The sequence below is a fragment of the Bartonella sp. AU18XJBT genome (genome assembly GCF_028618595.1).
In the GTDB taxonomy this organism is placed as follows: domain Bacteria; phylum Pseudomonadota; class Alphaproteobacteria; order Rhizobiales; family Rhizobiaceae; genus Bartonella.
Window position 1 is genome coordinate 1 of sequence record NZ_JAQITE010000011.1, and the last position, 15,222, is coordinate 15,222.

16 protein-coding genes are annotated in these 15,222 nt (G+C 42.3%); 11 read left to right on the plus strand and 5 right to left on the minus strand.

Features of this window, described 5'->3' with window-relative positions:
* From PVV60_RS04595 to PVV60_RS04605, 3 genes are all read right to left on the minus strand, one after another.
* A partial coding sequence (locus PVV60_RS04595) for a hypothetical protein (protein ID WP_273723472.1) occupies positions 1-202 on the minus strand: 202 nt, incomplete at its 3' end.
* Positions 203-744: 542 nt separating this feature from the next.
* Complete coding sequence (locus PVV60_RS04600; protein ID WP_273723473.1) at positions 745-1,068, minus strand: hypothetical protein; 324 nt, start codon at positions 1,066-1,068, stop codon at positions 745-747.
* A gap of 2,761 nt (positions 1,069-3,829) precedes the next feature.
* Positions 3,830-4,399: a hypothetical protein gene (locus PVV60_RS04605; protein ID WP_273723475.1), complete on the minus strand. Its 570-nt coding sequence runs from the start codon at positions 4,397-4,399 to the stop codon at positions 3,830-3,832.
* Positions 4,400-4,636: 237 nt separating this feature from the next.
* Here PVV60_RS04605 and PVV60_RS04610 point away from each other — a divergent pair, with 237 nt between their 5' ends.
* From PVV60_RS04610 to PVV60_RS04625, 4 genes are read left to right on the plus strand one after another with little or no spacing between them, the layout of a single operon-like run.
* Positions 4,637-5,056 (plus strand): hypothetical protein, encoded by a 420-nt coding sequence (locus PVV60_RS04610; RefSeq protein ID WP_273723477.1) that lies wholly within the window; start codon positions 4,637-4,639, stop codon positions 5,054-5,056.
* Between the two features lie 58 nt (positions 5,057-5,114).
* The gene (locus PVV60_RS04615; RefSeq protein ID WP_273723479.1) at positions 5,115-5,741 is read left to right on the plus strand and encodes a hypothetical protein; all 627 of its coding nucleotides are present in this window, start codon (positions 5,115-5,117) and stop codon (positions 5,739-5,741) included.
* 24 nt (positions 5,742-5,765) lie between these two features.
* Positions 5,766-6,449 (plus strand): hypothetical protein, encoded by a 684-nt coding sequence (locus PVV60_RS04620; protein WP_273723480.1) that lies wholly within the window; start codon positions 5,766-5,768, stop codon positions 6,447-6,449.
* Between the two features lie 59 nt (positions 6,450-6,508).
* Positions 6,509-7,069: a hypothetical protein gene (locus PVV60_RS04625; RefSeq protein ID WP_273723482.1), complete on the plus strand. Its 561-nt coding sequence runs from the start codon at positions 6,509-6,511 to the stop codon at positions 7,067-7,069.
* On the opposite strand, the gene PVV60_RS04630 is transcribed toward PVV60_RS04625, so the two are convergent.
* On the minus strand, positions 7,060-9,345 hold the full coding sequence (locus tag PVV60_RS04630) for a toprim domain-containing protein (protein ID WP_273723484.1): 2,286 nt from the start codon (positions 9,343-9,345) through the stop codon (positions 7,060-7,062). The genes PVV60_RS04625 and PVV60_RS04630 overlap by 10 nt on opposite strands.
* Before the next feature lie 113 nt (positions 9,346-9,458).
* Here PVV60_RS04630 and PVV60_RS04635 point away from each other — a divergent pair, with 113 nt between their 5' ends.
* Positions 9,459-9,602, plus strand: a complete 144-nt coding sequence (locus PVV60_RS04635) for a hypothetical protein (protein WP_273723537.1) — start codon at positions 9,459-9,461, stop codon at positions 9,600-9,602.
* A 473-nt stretch (positions 9,603-10,075) separates the two neighbouring features.
* The gene (locus PVV60_RS04640; RefSeq protein ID WP_273723486.1) at positions 10,076-10,237 is read left to right on the plus strand and encodes a hypothetical protein; all 162 of its coding nucleotides are present in this window, start codon (positions 10,076-10,078) and stop codon (positions 10,235-10,237) included.
* 125 nt (positions 10,238-10,362) lie between these two features.
* On the opposite strand, the gene PVV60_RS04645 is transcribed toward PVV60_RS04640, so the two are convergent.
* The gene (locus PVV60_RS04645) at positions 10,363-11,433 is read right to left on the minus strand and encodes a DUF1376 domain-containing protein (RefSeq protein WP_273723487.1); all 1,071 of its coding nucleotides are present in this window, start codon (positions 11,431-11,433) and stop codon (positions 10,363-10,365) included.
* Between the two features lie 417 nt (positions 11,434-11,850).
* Between PVV60_RS04645 and PVV60_RS04650 the strand changes: the two genes are divergently transcribed.
* The 5 genes from PVV60_RS04650 (at position 11,851) to PVV60_RS04670 (ending at position 14,830) form a co-directional block, all read left to right on the plus strand.
* The gene (locus PVV60_RS04650) at positions 11,851-12,168 is read left to right on the plus strand and encodes an XRE family transcriptional regulator (RefSeq protein WP_273723488.1); all 318 of its coding nucleotides are present in this window, start codon (positions 11,851-11,853) and stop codon (positions 12,166-12,168) included.
* 312 nt (positions 12,169-12,480) lie between these two features.
* Positions 12,481-12,870 carry a hypothetical protein gene (locus PVV60_RS04655; RefSeq protein WP_273723489.1) on the plus strand — a complete coding sequence of 130 codons (390 nt, stop codon included), beginning with the start codon at positions 12,481-12,483 and terminating at the stop codon, positions 12,868-12,870.
* Positions 12,871-12,872: 2 nt separating this feature from the next.
* The gene (locus PVV60_RS04660; RefSeq protein ID WP_273723490.1) at positions 12,873-13,061 is read left to right on the plus strand and encodes a hypothetical protein; all 189 of its coding nucleotides are present in this window, start codon (positions 12,873-12,875) and stop codon (positions 13,059-13,061) included.
* Between the two features lie 23 nt (positions 13,062-13,084).
* A complete protein-coding gene (locus PVV60_RS04665) occupies positions 13,085-13,261 on the plus strand; it encodes a hypothetical protein (protein ID WP_273723491.1) in 177 nt (58 codons plus the stop codon).
* A gap of 804 nt (positions 13,262-14,065) precedes the next feature.
* Positions 14,066-14,830 (plus strand): YqaJ viral recombinase family protein, encoded by a 765-nt coding sequence (locus PVV60_RS04670; protein WP_273723492.1) that lies wholly within the window; start codon positions 14,066-14,068, stop codon positions 14,828-14,830.
* The last annotated feature ends 392 nt before the right edge of the window (positions 14,831-15,222 follow it).

The window sequence follows — 15,222 nt, forward strand, 5'->3', positions numbered from 1 at the left end:
GGGCTGCAGGATCATTTTCTTGAAAATAGGAGAATTTTCTTGAAGAACAAAAGGACTGTGGAGCCTCATTGACTAAAGCACTTATGGGGAAGGTCCGTCTACTAAAGCACTCTGGGGGCAGCTTAAGGGGAGCGCCTTTGGGGGGGAGATTAAGAGGAGAGCCTTTGTCATTTGAGATGTGAGGAAGGGTAAAAAATGTCATTTTTGGCAGTGTTAAGCTCTTTTGCCTTTGAGATGTTTTTTTTGTCTTTTTAAGCAGTCTTTGCCAATTAAGCAGCACTTGCTAAGCCTCAACAGCGTTTTAGTATGGTGATATTGATACAAAAATTTATGGTATTTTGTGTTTTTCAAGTCTGCTTTATGGATATTTGGAAGTAAATCCGATGACGTAGGGGCTGCAGGGGCTTTTTCTTGAAAATAGAGTAATTTTTTGGAAGAACAAAAAGAACAAAAGGACTATGGAGTCTCATTGACTAAAGCACTTATAGGGAAGATCCGTCGACTAAAGCACTATGGGGAGGAGCTTAAGGAGAGCGCCTTTGTCATTTGAGATGTGAGGAAGGGTAAAAATGTCATTTTGAAGGCGGTGGTATTTAGCCAATAAAAATAAAAACACTGGAAAAATTAAATTAAAACATTGGAACAGTTAAACTAAAAAAGGCCCCATTTAAAAAGGGCCTTTTTATTTAAATTTTACAATATACACAAAATGTATATAACCTTATTTTAAGAACTTTTTGTATCTTATACTCTAGTGGAAACCAGTTGTATAAAATATATAATAATGGATCCTAAAAAACCAGCTATTGCATTCAATAAACTTTTTCCTTTCTCGTATATATCGTTTATTGATGCTTGTTCTGAGGCGCTTCTATTACTGACTCTCAGTATATTCAATGTATCCGATGTGTCCCTTACTTGTTTAACAAACTGTAAATTTGTTTTCTCAATAGTATAAGGTGCAACAATAGGAGAGGGTTCTTTATTGACTATACGATCAGATTTTTGAATCGCAAGAGCTAAACCACTTGTAATCGCCCCCGCTATGAAAAAATATCTGATATTCATAGTTTTTTCTCCTATATTTATTTCGATAAATAAATATCGATACGTATCATATATAAATTCGATTTAAATAACTATAGTAAAAATACAACAATCACAAAAAAGAATAAAGTTTGTCTATATTTTGACAAAATTTACCCTTAATTGCCTTAATGAATTCTTTCAGATTCGATTTTATGAAGGCGTAAAAAAGTTTGAAAGCTCTGTAGGCAAGTGGAAGCCCATAAGGTGGGTGATACAATAGTTGCTAGCAAACTTCTCTTTTGTACTTTTGACCAAGGATTCATAAAAATGAGGGTTCATAAAAATGAGATGCGATGAAAGTTGAGTAAAACCCGAGAAGGGAAGGGTGCACTCTTTTAAGGTGTGGAGTGCATCCTCTACAGTTTCGATACTTGCCTTTGAGGGTTTGGCAGTATCCGTTTGAGGGGAAGGGTGCACTCTTTTTGAGGGCTGGAGTGCACCCTCTACAGTTTGGATACTTGCCTTGAGGGTTTGGCAGTATCCGTTGAGGGGAAGGGTGCACTCTTTTTGAGGGCTGGAGTGCACCCTCTACAGTTTGGATACTTGCCTTGAGGGTTTGGCAGTATCCGTTGAGGGGAAGGATGCACTCTTTTGAAGGCGGAGTGCATCCTCTCCATGGATTAAATGCACTCTTTGGAGACTAGAGTACATCCATAGGGAAAGGTATATTCTATAAGAAACAGAGATAACCAAAAGATTTGTTTTTATATTTTATATTGGTAGGTTGCTGTATTTGCTAGGGCTATTCATTTTTTATTCTCAATATTTAAGATGATTATGTGATCAGGGTTGTTCGTCAATACAATCGTAAAAGACGCTGGGTATTTTTATAAAAATTAAGATATTTTTGTGCCTTTTTCTTGTTTTTTTTGTGTTTACACAAGATTTGCACGGCTTTTCAACAGTTTGTGTTTTTAGCTTGCTAATGGCGGTGGCTACACATTTCAATTATTTTAACTGTCTCAACACCGCCAAGAACAGTGCTTTATAAAGTGCTTTATAATATGACAAAATAATATGACAAAATGAGCTGTATAACCTTTGATTCTTGAGAGATGCTAGAAAATGGGGATATTAGGAGAGATGTTGTGTATATTTTTAGTTTATCTCTTAAGATAGGAAGATGAACATATTTGAGAAGAATATGCAGTGCTATAGATAAAACTCCGTCTTTTCGGATTTATTTTTTTTATTTGGTTTGACAGTTAAAGAGCAATAGCGGAATGGAATCACGCTTGCTTCATGTTTTTATCCTCTATGCTTTAGATTTTTCTCGTGGGGATTTCATTTTCTCATGGGTTTTTACGTGAGTCGCGTAAAACAGAATGTTTCAAACAGAATATACTTGTGTTGCACATTTACGTCCTTGTTTTAAAAACATCATGTTGTCTTATCATCACAATGTTGTTGAATGGGGGTTGTTGGATAAATCTCTTGTGAAGTGGATCAGCCCTTTTTTCAAATCGCATAAGGGGAAAAGCCAGCACTATCATACTATTTTAGCACCTCATGGGATAACAGCTTTTGGCTCTTGAGCCTGTTCATAAGAGGCATTTTGATTCTTTATATTCGAAATCTTCGAAGTGTGTTATTTCATATATCTCTGATGTTTTTAACGTGTAAAAGATATGGTGTTGATTGATGCAACATGAAATAAATTCGAAATGAGAGAATCCCTATGATACTCGGGGTCGCTTAATTTTAATATGAATAACGGGCGATGATAATTATAAATCAAAATGTCGTCGTTATACATCAACCTGTTGGTGGGATATAGGGTAAAGAAAGTTATCAAATATAAGTCATTTTGTTATGGCGTAAAACATTGTCATTTGAGGTTTGCTGATATGAAGCAAGCCGCCGCTTTGGATATGTTTTAAGTGTTTTTTTTTAAAGGGTGGGGTGGATCTTTAGGGCAGAGCTTGCTCGTATTGCGCTTTGAGTTTAGCTGAAAATCCCTGAATAGAAAACAAAGAGTGAATGGAAAGCCAAGAGTGACGTGTATTCAAGCTGTTTGTCGATCAGATTTGGGTTAAATCTTTGTTCTTTGAGGAGGGAACGGAAAGCCAATTTGACAAAAGAATGATCTATTTTGCGGGGAGATCTTATGGAGGAATATAAAAAGCTCGTAAGAGAGTGATTGAAGACAATACAGTTATAAAAAAGTACAGTTATAAAAAAAGGTCCTCTGTTGTAATCAGAGGACTAAAAGTAGGAGAATTTTAACATTGGGTAGTAGGACATATAAAAAAATAAATTTAAAAGGCTGTATTAAATATACAAATCCATATTTAAAAAGCCTACTACAATATAACTAGCAGAGAATTGAAAAGATATCAATATAAAAAATACTTTTACAAAAGGAAATTTTGTTATTTTGTGTTTAAAGTTAATGAATGCTTTTTTCAATTGAATATTTAGTTTGATACTCGATATTAATTAAACTATATTTAAAGATGTTATGATGTATGCAAGCATCTTGAACAAAATTTATTCTTCAATAAAAATGAATAAAGAGTATCTCATGATGACAAGACTGATGTGGGGGAAGGATTTTTGTTCTTAAGGTTGCGGAGTGCATCTTGAGTATATGTGTGTGGGGGAAGTATTGTCCTTTTGGGTGTGGGGAGCGAGGTGATAGAAAAGGTGGGGAAGCTGCTCTATGGTTGAGCCCGTGTGGTTGGGGGGCTTTAGAGGGGGTGGGCAACATGGGAGGCAGCTTAAAATGGTGAGGAGGGGATTATTCAGAATGTTTATGGTTTGCATATCCCCAATGGAATGCTAACAAGTCTAAACAATCTCGTAAATGATCGGCAAGGGAATTTTGTTTGCGTTTTGAAGAACTTAATTCTTTGATTGATTGTCCATGGCCGATAACGCGTTCAAGCAGTGAATAGCCAAGAATACCAAGTTGTACTTTGATTGTTCTTAGATGATTGGAGGCTTCTATTTGACGTTCAATGGGGTGTGTGTACCCTTGGCTACAGGAAACTTTTTCACGGGTATAGTCAAGGCTCATGTGGAGATCGGCTTGGCTTTGACGCCAGTAAAAATAAAAACGTTCTGCCGCTTTATATTGGGGTTTGCTGAGATGTCCTTTCGCATATAAAAGTGCAATGGGACTGCTTTGTGCATTGGCAATGGCATTGATGGTACGCGGATTGCTAGAGCTTTCTGGATGATGGGGTTGAAAATAAGGATTACGCGTTTCAACAGCAATTTCTTGCGTCTTTAAATGACCAATGTGCTTTCTTCTATCTTGATGATCAAGCGGGCAGGTTTGCGTATTTTTTTTCTCTTGGTGGTTCATGGTATCTCCTTAAAAATTATCGTTTGCTTCTCGTTTTTAAAAAATGTTGCTTGCTTTAGGCAAAAGAGGGGGATGAGAGGAAGACATGTGTTGGAGTGTGCGTGTGGGTATGCGCTCTTTGGGGTGACTTGGACTGTTGCGCTTGTACGGGGGGGAGCCCCATGGATTTGGTTCTTGAAAAGAGGGGGGAGTTGTTGCATGGTGGATTTTCCTTGAGTGGCATGATGGAGGAGTGGCATGATGTTGCGCGGTGTTTTGTCTTTGAAAAGACTGGTGTTTTTCTGCATTGTGGTTGTTGTCTTTGTGTCTATTTATATGGAAATGAAGGCGTTGGGGATGACGTGGGGAGTATTTTTACGGGCTGTGGTATTTTATGGCACTCCCGGCATTTTCCTTATGTTTGGTTATGAAGTGATGCAGCGGCGTGGTGTAAAAAAGGGTTTGTTCTTCAAGATGGTGTTGTTGAGCTTCATTTTTGCTGCTGTCATTGATTTTATTTATAAGAAAGCCGAGCATTTTGGTTTGACTTGGGTATGGTTCTCAAACAGGTGGGTGTTTAACATTCTTTTTGGCGTTGTCTTTGGCGTTATTCTTGGGCTTATTGGTCTAGGGGCAAGGTGTCTTGGGTTTAGGCTTTCATTCTTTGAAAAGGATTGATCTTTTGCTGCATTTTTGGCATGGTCTCTGATTTTTACTTAATATAGGAGCGGGGCGTATGGTGGTTGCGCGGGATATGTTGTTGAAGGGACTGGCGTTTTTCTGCATTTTTGGCTTGGTCCTTGGTTTTGCTTATGAGGATGCGGGGCGACCGGTTATGACGTGGGAGGTGTTTTGGCAGGGGGTGGAGCTTTCTTGCATTGCTGGAGCGACCCTTTGTTTTATTGTTGTGGGAGCAGACCGTAGGACTATATCGTGGGGCGTGTTTTTGAAGGCTGTGGTGTTTTGCACCATTGCTGTCGTGGTTCTTGGCTTTGCTTATAAGGGAGCGAAGCGTTTTGATATATCGTGGGAGTTTTTAGTGATAGGAGCGGTGTTTGTTGCATTGCTAGAGCTGTCCTTTGTTTTGCTTATGAGGATGCGGCGTAAGGGGATATCGCGTGGGGTGTCTTTTTTGAAGTTTCTGGTGTTTTCCTGCGTTGTTGGAGCTGTTGTTGGATTGGCGCATGTGGGCGCTAAGCATATGGGGGGTCGCTGGTTTGTGATCTCGAATAATGGAGTGTTTTTGGGCACTATTGGACTTGTTCCTTTATTTGCTCTGGAGGGGGTACGGTGTGTGCGTGTTCTGTTGGGGTGGTGCTTAAAAAGAATGAGCATTTCTCTTTCCCACGGGCGTGGTCTTTGATGTTCTTGCTGAGAGGGGTATTTGATGTCGAACCATTTGATGTTTTGGCTGTTGTTGGGTTTTTTCTGCTTTTTTGCTCTGGCCTTGATTTTTATTTATAAGGGAGCAAAGCGTCGCTCTGTTATAGGGTGGATGTTTTGGAGATGGGTGGTGTTTTATAGCATTATCGCCTCCTATCTTGGTTTTGTTTATGTGGGCGTGGGCCGTCGCGCTGTTGATGGGGAGCTGCTCTTGAAGGGGGCGGTGTTTTCTTGCATTTTTGCAACTGTCCTTGGTTTGGTGCATCTGGGCGTCAAGAGCATGCCTGTGGCGGGGCAAGTGTTCGTAAAGGCGGTTATGTTTTGTTGCATGATGGGCTTTATCCTGTGGTTTGCTGCTGTGGGCGTCAGAGATATGGATAGCATAAGGGCGGTATTCTTAAAGGGATTGCTCTTGTCTGTATTGTTGAAAGTGCTCTTGGGGTTCTTTATACGCGAGCAAAGTGATACGGTTTTACAGAGGTTGTTGCGTGCTTTGAATTTTGTGCTGTTTTGCTGCATTTTGGCACTAATCCTTTTTTTTACCCGTCTGGGAGCAGAGAATCTAGGGTTGAGCTGGCTTTGGTTCTCGAATGATGGGATGTTTTTCTTCGTTTGTGGATTTACCCTTCCTTTGATTTATCATGGTGTAAGGTCTGCGCGTGTTCTATGGGCTTGGTTCTTGAGGTAGGTGGTGTTTTTCTTCTCTATGGGTATGATCTTTAATGTGCTTGCTGTGAGGGGTATTTGATGTCGAACGATTTGTTTTTTTTGCTGTTGTTGGTGTTTTCCTACCTTTTTATTGTTGTTGTTATTTGTACTTATAGGCTTTCCAATCGCTTCGATATTCCTTGGTGGCGGGTGGCGTTTTATTGTATTTTTGGTATTTCCCTCTTTTTGAAGGAAGTGTTGTTTTACTGCATTTTAGGAGTCGTCCTTTTTTTGGCTCTTGAGGGAATGGAGAGTATGGACATACCGTGGGGACTCTTGTCCTTGATAGGGATTGTTTTTGCTGCACTGTTGGAGTGGTTCTTGATTTTGCATATGAGGCGGCGGCAAGATGGGGTGCTGACGCGTTGTTTGTGGTTATTGAAGGGGTTGGTGTTTTGCGCCGTTGTTGGAGCGATCTTTTTTTGTTTGCGTTTGGGAGCAGAGCATATGGGGTTGAGATGGCTTTGGTTCTCGAAGGATTGGGTGTTTTTTATCATTTGTGGATTTATCCTTCCTGTCGTTTATGTGGGAGCAAGGCGTGCGCGTGTGAAGGCGGAGACGTTTTTTAAGAGAGTGGGGTTTATGGAGCATTACAGATAACGTCGAGGGAATGATTGTTCAAAAGAACAGCGATAACGGTAGGTTTGTGGATCAAACCAAAGCCCTACTTTGCCTTCAAAATCACCAGAACGTTGTTTGGCAATATTCATAATGACGCCGGGGCGTTTGGCTAAATCTGCTTTTTCTTGTGCTAGAGAGGCGGCAAAGATTTTATCTTCTAAGGATCGATTGCGCCAAATGGTGATGATGTTAAAGGCATTGGCACCAATCTCTGAGGCGCCTTTAATGTCTTCTGTGCTGGGAATATCTTTATCCAGACCGCCTTTGCGGGCATGGGCTACAAGGTGAATATGTACATTGTTTAAAACAGCCCAATCCACCATTTTATAAACGGCTTGTTCTTGTTTTGCATAATCATCAGAGGCAATGCCAAGCCGCATCAAACTGTCGATGATAAATTGATCGCAGCCATAGCGCGCACGGCAATAGTCAAACACATCAAGCAAGGTGTCAACGTTTGATTTGCCAACATGTTCATAAAGAATAAGCCCATCGTCTAAAAAATGAAGAATCCGTTCGATCGTCTCTTTTGTAGGCTGTTCTAAGCCACCCGTTTGTTTGGTTAAACGGCGGAGCGATTGTTCTCCTTTCATTTCTAGAGACGCTAAGCAAAGGCGACTGTTTTGCGCAATCCAATGGGGAATACAGTCTGATAACAATTGGCTTTTGCCTGCACCACTCGCACCACTCCAGAGCGTTAATTCTGCTGGGCGGAAATGTAATTTGTCCTTCAGTTTAGGATAGGGAACCGTATAACCAAGATGTTTTTCAGGCTCTGGCCAAAAAAGCCCAATTACTTGATCTTTATAGTCTGAGGCGCGCCTTAAACCTTCTGGTGCAAAGCTTTGTGCTGAGGAAAAAGCGGCTTTTATGGTGGCTCTATCAATCCCTGCGGTTAAACAGTCATTGGCATCTTTGCGGGGTAAACGTACACGGTAGCAACGGTGACGCCCAAGCCTGCTGGCAATTTCATGGGCTGCTTCTTCTCCAGGCTGGTCCATATCGGTGGCTAAAAAAATCGTTTCAAAAGATTCTAAATGATCAAATTCATTTTCAATCCAGTTGTGTTTGCCTCCACTGCCTCCTCCAAAGGGAACAGAAACCGCCGGATATCCATAGGCAGCTAAGGATAGCGCATCAATTTCTCCTTCAGTGATAACAATTGTACGGTTTGTTGAAGAAAGTGTGGGGAAAGGCGCGCACTCCATTAAGGGCACATGCTGGGATGCATTTGTAGAAGCATGATCTGTTGAGGCGGTGTGTTGGGATGCCTGCTGGGGTGTGTGCTGAGGCGCCTGCTGAGGTATGTGCGTGGCGCTGGGGTTGGTTGAGGGTGTGTGCTGAGGTATGTGCGTGGCGGTGGGGTTGGTTGAGGCGGTGTATTGAGGTGCCTGCTGAGGTGAGTGCGTGGAGGTTGGGTTTGTTGAGGGTGTGTGCTGAGGTGTCTGCTGGGGTATGTGCGTGGCAGTGTGGTTGGTTGAGGCGGTGTGTTGAGGTGCCTGCTGGGATGTGTGCGTGGCAGTGTGGTTGGTTGAGGCGGTGTGTTGAGGCGCCTGCTGAGATGCCTGTTGGGGTGCCTGCTGAGGTGTGTGCGTGGCGGTGGGGTTGGTTGAGGGTGTGTGCTGAGATGCCTGTTGGGGTGCCTGCTGGGATGTGTGCTGGGGGGCGTGGTTTGTGGGGCAAAGGGCTTGCCAACCAAACAAAATCGGTTCACATTGGGAGGAGGTTGGTTTGGTTTTTGCTCCTGCTTGCGCGAGCCGTTCTTTGACTAAAGCAAGGGTGCCATTGGGTTTATAAAAGGGGAAAATGATTTTGTCACCATTTTCTCCTATGCGGTAACGCTTTATAACCTCTAGAGGAATATGGCGTTCTTTGTGGAGATAGTTTTTTACGAGATTTTGCGGGGTCTGCCCTTTAGGAACCGGTGGACGGCGATAGGAACGATGAGGGACCATAAAGGGTTTGGGGCGTGTCAGATTGAGAGCTGCGCGTGCTTCTTCTAATGCTTGAGAGAGGCTAATGCCTTTGACTTCACACCAAAGGTCTAAAAGATCTCCTCCAGTGCCTTCTGCAAAGTCATACCAAAGTCCTGCTTTATTCCCGCTTAAGCAAATTGATAAACTTTGACCCGCTTCACCACGTGTGTTGCCTACAATCCAGTTGTTGCCTCGTTTATGCCCTTGGGGAAGAAGCATTTCTGCTATTCTATCGGCTTGTGAGATAAGTTTTTGTTTGATTTCAAAAATTGTGCTCATGGTCATTCGTTATATTCTTGCTGTTCTAGCCGTTCGATTTGATAGTGAAATTCCGTAAGTGATATTTTGGGGCTTATTTTGGGTATTGGGGCTATTGGGGGGCTTATGGGGATATGGAGCATTTTTGGGGGGCATGGGGCTTGCCAGTTTACTTTGAGCGCTTCTTTGTCGCTCTTTATCTTGCCAATAGTCGCGAAACTTCTTTTCTTGCCAATGGGCTTTCCTCTCACTCAAACCTTCTGAAACTACCTCCTTGATGTGTGCTTGCCAAGAGCATGGGAAGTGGTGTCCTGGGGAAAGGAGGAAGGGGGGCAAGAAGAGCGGGGTGAATATGCCTGAGGCTTTGTGCATGCTGTGGTCCTTGTTGGGGTGCGTGTGTTGGGATGTGTGCTGGGGTGTGTGTTTGGGGTGGTTTGTTGCCAAAGAGTTTGCTTTTCATTGAAAGTTTCTGAAATTACCGCCTTGATGTGTGCTTGCCAAGAGCATGGGAAGTGGTGTCTTGGGTAAAGGAGGAAGGGGGCAAGAAGAGCGGGGTGAATATGCCTGAGGCTTTGTGCATGCTGTGGTCCTTGTTTGGGTGCGTGTGTTGGGATGTGTGTTGGGGTGTGTGTTGGGGTGTGTGTTGGGGTGTGTGTTGGGGTGGTTTCTTGCCAAAGAGTTTGCTTTTCATTGAGTTTTTTGAAACTGCTGCCTTGATGTCGCTGGCCAATGTTCAGGAAGACGGTGCCCTTTGGCAACTGAGGCAGTGGTTTTTTTGTTGGAAGAAGGCAGGCTGGATACAGAGAGGCTGGAGAGCGTTTGTGTTCCTTTGCGTGCAAGAGATGAGGCGTGTAGGGCGAGTGCTTTTGTTATGAGAGCAAAATGGGTGATGTTGACTCGTTTTGCTGTATGAAGAGCTTATTTCATTGTTGTTTTGCCGCCCTTTGTTTTGTTCCGTGTTGGTTTTGTGGTTTCTTTTATGCTTTTGAAACATTTTTATCCCCTCGCGTGCTTGAAAAATACGTTGTTCTTGTGATGTCAAAAATTGTCGCTATAGTTAATCAAACTGCGGTAAAGCGTGTCGTTGTTCTCAGAGGTGAAAGATGAGGAGCTTCTCTGTTGTTGCTGTTCTAGCCGTTCGATCTCACGGCGAAACCAGTTGCGCCATGTGGCTTGCCAGTCTACTTTGAGCGCTTCTTTGCCGCTTTTGGCTTGCCAATAGTCGCGAAACTTCTTTTCTTGCCAATGGGCTTGGCTCTCACTCAAACCTTCTGAAACTGCCGCCTTGATGTCTGCTTGCCAAGCTTCAGGAAGACGGTGCCCTTTGGCAACTGAGGCAGTGGTTTTTTTGTTGGAAGAAGGCGGGCTGGATACAGGAAGATTGCTGGCTGGGAGTGTGGTGGCGGATTTTGTTTTTTCCCCCGTGACAATTTGTGCAATAGGGGCAGGGGCGAAATCGCCTTGTGAAGCGTTTGAGGGGGAAGCGTTTTTTTGCTCCGCTTCTTCTTGTGGTGGGGAAGGGAGAGCAGAATCAAGAGCCGATGAGGGGGATGGGTGATCGCTTTGTTCAAAGTTCTCTTCGCAGGAAAAACAAGGTTCTGTCTCATCAAACAAAATTTTCTTTTCTAAAACACCGTAAGGTGTTTTCTTTTCTTCTGTCTTTTGAGCTTCTGAGCTTTGTGCAGCATCTTTTATACTCTCGTTGAGCAGTTGTTGAATCTCAGCATTGATTTTTTTGCGCTTTTTTGCCGAAGAACGACCCGCAAAAGATTTTTGTTCAAGCAATTTTTCACGCTCTTGAAAAACATTTTCACAACGCTTGTTCCATAATCCATTGGCTAAATTTAAAATCTTACCCTCTTGGATGAGCATTTCTAAAACATTAACAAAAGTTCGCTTGTCACAACCACAAAGACGCGCTAAACGTTCTTCCGATATTTCTAGAGGACGACCACGTGCATACATTTCATTGAGAAGAATCGTATAGATTCCAATTTCGTGTGCGCGCATTCCACGAACACCTCCTAGAAAGTCATTTTGATACCAACAAACATACGGAAGCCTAGACGATTCATAATGAGGAGTTTCTTGTTGATTAGTGTGTTTCATAGTGTAATCTATTTTCTTCTTTTTTATACATTTTTATTGATGATAAAAGCGCAATTAGGGATTTAACTTGTATTTTGTTTGGCTCTATTCGATGATAACGAGAGGCTTCTTTACGACGCTTATAAATGATTGGCTGTGCTTGAAGCGCATGCAAATTTACGATTTAAGATTGCGGTGATGGAAAAAATAAAGAGTACCACATATTTTCAATGTATCTGCTTTGGGGCAGCAACTTTTGAAGGTGGTCTTTTGTATCCTGTTGGGTGGTTAAAGTATTTTTATGATCCAAAAATAAAAAGTTTTCCCCCCTAAAAAGTAAAATTTGTTTCCTTAATTTTATCCTTTTTAGAGGATAAAGCAAGCCCGTTTTGTAAAAAGGGCGTGTTTTTTTTTAAAGACGCGCTATATGGTGGAATTATGAATATCGATGGTTGGCGTCAAAGATTAAGAATCGCTTTGGAAAAAAGTGGGCGGTCCAAAAGATCTATCTCCCTCGCTGCCGGTAAAGGTGCGGGATACCTTCATTCTATTCTTTCTGAAGGAAAAGAACCAACAATCGAATCTCTTTCGCGAATTTGTCACGAAATTAATATCAGTATGAATTATATTCTTTACGGTAAAGGGGCTAGCCCTGAAGATAAAGAATTTATAGAGCTTATTTCAAAACTTTCTCCGCAAGAGAGACAAGCGATTTTGACTCTTTTGCGGCGACCCGTTGACGAAGCTGCAAAATAACTTCCTTCTGTGCTTTTGAATCAAGACGACTCCAGTATTTTATTAATATTATATCACTCATTTTATCTCTCCTGTGTGTTTATAATTGCAATCGGGCAAGAACAAATAGAGAACAACAAAGGGACATGAGAGGAACAAAGAATAATAGATTTTTATTTACATCTGTCATTTGAACCCCGCAGAGATTTAAAATATATCTTTTATGAAGGATAAAATGGTTGACATCTCTCCTATAGAGGAGATAAGACTAACGCTATATTTAGTCTTGTCAAGACAAGGCTATGCTTTATCAACTATCTAAAGGGGGAAATCATGAAAAATATTCCGTTCGTTAAAGAGGATGAAATCATTATCATTTTATGCGAAGATGAAAATCCTAATACTTATGAAGGACCAATCGACGAAATCGAAGAAGTGCTCGAACTGATTGAAGAATGTGAAACTGTTTATCGAGTTTTACGACTCGATCTGACAACTTCTCATGCTGAAGATGTTACGGAACAACTCGCTGATTTTTATGTCGAAAATCATGAAATAAATGAAGAAAATACACCATTGCAGCCCTTCGTTTTGAATAGTGAAGCTTATCATGCTTGTTTAAATGAAAGAGCCGCTTGCGATTATGAAGATAATCTCTATGGCTCTTATGAAAAACAGCATCGTTTACGTCCATGTGATGTCTTGGCAGATTATTGGTGGTAAACATGCCAAGTTATCTTATGACTTCTTATCAAGGGATTCCACTTTATTATGCTGGAAATACGCGAAATTTAATCAGACTCGAACCACAAAAACACAACGCTATTCTTTTCATATCACCAGAGGTGGCTCAGTCTGTGGCAAAAAAATTGGGGGAAGAATATTACCGCCATGATTTTTCCGTCGTGCAATAGCTAGATTGAAAAAGGAAGCCGTAATGATGGGCCAAGTGCTTCTTTATGGCGGTGACCATGATGTGCGTTATGCTTTCGTTCTGGGGGGGGAGCTTGGGAGAAGCTTGTGGGGTCGATATGAGGAAAAGAATGTAGGGGGCATGAGAAAAGTCGGTGTGGAGTCAAGAGGGCTTGTTGGGGGAAGTTGGGGGCTGATATGAGACAGGGGGTGTGAAGAAAAAATCTTAGGGATGAGAAAATTGCGGGCGCTTTGCGAGGGGAAAAGGTGGCGGCTGTTTCATTGGGGGATTGAGGCAATGGAGGGGTGGGGCAGGTAAGTCATTCAGTGGACTTGTAGTGATACGTAAAGCATGCTGGAGGGCAAAACAAGAATGAGGCGGACAAGAGGGGGATCGTGTGCAGCGTTGAGGAGAGGCAAAGTTCTATAAAAGGTACGTTCAAAGGGGCAAAGAGCAGTTTTTTGTGTTTTGGGGGCACACAAGTAAGGAGCTTGGAGGGGTATGAAAGCATGCTGTAAAATGAAAGGAGAGATGTTTGACGGAAGAAGTGAGACAGATGTTTAGACGTTGAAATACGGGGGGGGGGGAACTTTTGTGGTGCGTGCTGGGGGTCGCAATGAAAGGGCCAAATGCTTTTTTATTGCGGTGACCGTGATGCACGTTATGTTTTTGTTCTTGAGGGGGGAATTTGGGGGCTGGTATGAGACAGGGGGTGTGAAGAAAAAATCTTAGGGATGAGAAACTTGCAGGCGCTTTGCGAGGGGAAAAGGTGGCGGCTAGTTCATTGGGGGATTGAGGCAATGGAGGGGTGATTTTGGGAGCTTTTGTGTTTGCGTGTTTAAGGGGGGGCAGCAGTTCTTGTGTTTTTTTGGTCATGATATTTAAGGATGCATTGAAGGATGTTGTCATCTTTAGTCCGTGTGAGGGAAACAGCTTAAAAAAGGTGAATGCTTTAAAGAGGGATATATTGCAAAAAACACTTTAAAAATGAAGGGGAGAAAGATCATGCCAATCATTATTGATTGTATCCAGGGAACAGAAGAATGGCTGAAAGTGCGTAATGGTTTGATTACGGCTTCTTTGTTTGAGATGGTTATGGCACAAAAAAAGCAGGGACAAAAAACGTCACGGTATCAGAGTGTGATGATGAAATTGGCAGGAGAAAGAATTACAGGAAAAACCGTTGAGGAAGGAACAACGGTTTCTCAGCGACGCGGGACAGAATTAGAACCAATCGCACGACAGCTCTATGGGAAACTGACATATACAGAACCTGAATGTATTGGCTTTGTTTTGGCAGATGATCGCAGACAAGGATTTTCTCCTGATGCTTTTGTGGGAAAAAATGGCTTATTAGAAATTAAAACAAAAAAACCTGAAATTTTAATTCCTCATTTCATGCAAAAGAGTTTTCCAGAAGAACATAAAGCACAATGTCAAGGAGGATTATGGATTTCTCAACGCGAATGGGTGGATTTAATGCTCTATTGGCCTGATATGCCACCTTTGATTAAACGTGCTTATCGTGATGAAGCGTATATTTGCAAGCTGGAAAATGAAATTAGCCGTTTTAATGAGGCTTTGGAGAAGATGGTACAGCAAATTAAGAGTATTGGGACAGATTTTCATATAAGGACAGAAATTGCTTTGAAGGAGGGGGAAAAAAGGGGGCTTGGAATGAAGACAAAGCGTTTGCTGGAGGGCAAAACAAGAATGAGGCGGACAAGAGGGGGATCGTGTGCAGCGTTGAGGAGAGGCAAAGTTCTATAAAAAGGTACGTTCAAAGGGGAAAAGAGCTGTTTTTTGTGTTTTCTGGGCACACAAGTAAAGAGCTTGGAGTGGTCCGTAAAGCATGCTGAAAAATGGGGGAAGATGTTTGGCGGGGGGGGGAAGTACGGCCGTGCTTGTTAGAGGTATGGAGGTGTGATTTTGGGTGCTTTTGTGGTGCGTGCTGGGGAAGCACAATGAAAGGGTCCAAGTGCTTCTTTATGGCGGTGATCATGGTGCGCGTTATGCTTTCGTTCTTGAGGGGGAATTGAGGGGTTGATATGAGACAGGGGGGAAGAAAAGAGCTTATGGATGAGAAACTTGCAGGCGCTTTGCGAAGGGAAAGGGTGGGGGCGGATTGTGGAAGAAAATAGAGGGTTGGGGAAAACGGGAGA

Bases quoted from the DNA above. Each gene is read 5' to 3' on its own strand.
- PVV60_RS04625 (WP_273723482.1), top strand. From the start codon at position 6,509: ATGTCGAACGATTTGTTTTTTTTGCTGTTGTTGGTGTTTTCCTACCTT.
- PVV60_RS04630 (WP_273723484.1), bottom strand. From the start codon at position 9,345: ATGAGCACAATTTTTGAAATCAAACAAAAACTTATCTCACAAGCCGAT.
- PVV60_RS04615 (WP_273723479.1), top strand. From the start codon at position 5,115: ATGGTGGTTGCGCGGGATATGTTGTTGAAGGGACTGGCGTTTTTCTGC.
- PVV60_RS04655 (WP_273723489.1), top strand. From the start codon at position 12,481: ATGAAAAATATTCCGTTCGTTAAAGAGGATGAAATCATTATCATTTTA.
- PVV60_RS04605 (WP_273723475.1), bottom strand. From the start codon at position 4,399: ATGAACCACCAAGAGAAAAAAAATACGCAAACCTGCCCGCTTGATCAT.
- PVV60_RS04600 (WP_273723473.1), bottom strand. From the start codon at position 1,068: ATGAATATCAGATATTTTTTCATAGCGGGGGCGATTACAAGTGGTTTA.
- PVV60_RS04645 (WP_273723487.1), bottom strand. From the start codon at position 11,433: ATGAAACACACTAATCAACAAGAAACTCCTCATTATGAATCGTCTAGG.
- PVV60_RS04620 (WP_273723480.1), top strand. From the start codon at position 5,766: ATGTCGAACCATTTGATGTTTTGGCTGTTGTTGGGTTTTTTCTGCTTT.
- PVV60_RS04650 (WP_273723488.1), top strand. From the start codon at position 11,851: ATGAATATCGATGGTTGGCGTCAAAGATTAAGAATCGCTTTGGAAAAA.
- PVV60_RS04635 (WP_273723537.1), top strand. From the start codon at position 9,459: ATGGAGCATTTTTGGGGGGCATGGGGCTTGCCAGTTTACTTTGAGCGC.
- PVV60_RS04610 (WP_273723477.1), top strand. From the start codon at position 4,637: ATGATGTTGCGCGGTGTTTTGTCTTTGAAAAGACTGGTGTTTTTCTGC.
- PVV60_RS04670 (WP_273723492.1), top strand. From the start codon at position 14,066: ATGCCAATCATTATTGATTGTATCCAGGGAACAGAAGAATGGCTGAAA.
- PVV60_RS04660 (WP_273723490.1), top strand. From the start codon at position 12,873: ATGCCAAGTTATCTTATGACTTCTTATCAAGGGATTCCACTTTATTAT.
- PVV60_RS04665 (WP_273723491.1), top strand. From the start codon at position 13,085: ATGATGGGCCAAGTGCTTCTTTATGGCGGTGACCATGATGTGCGTTAT.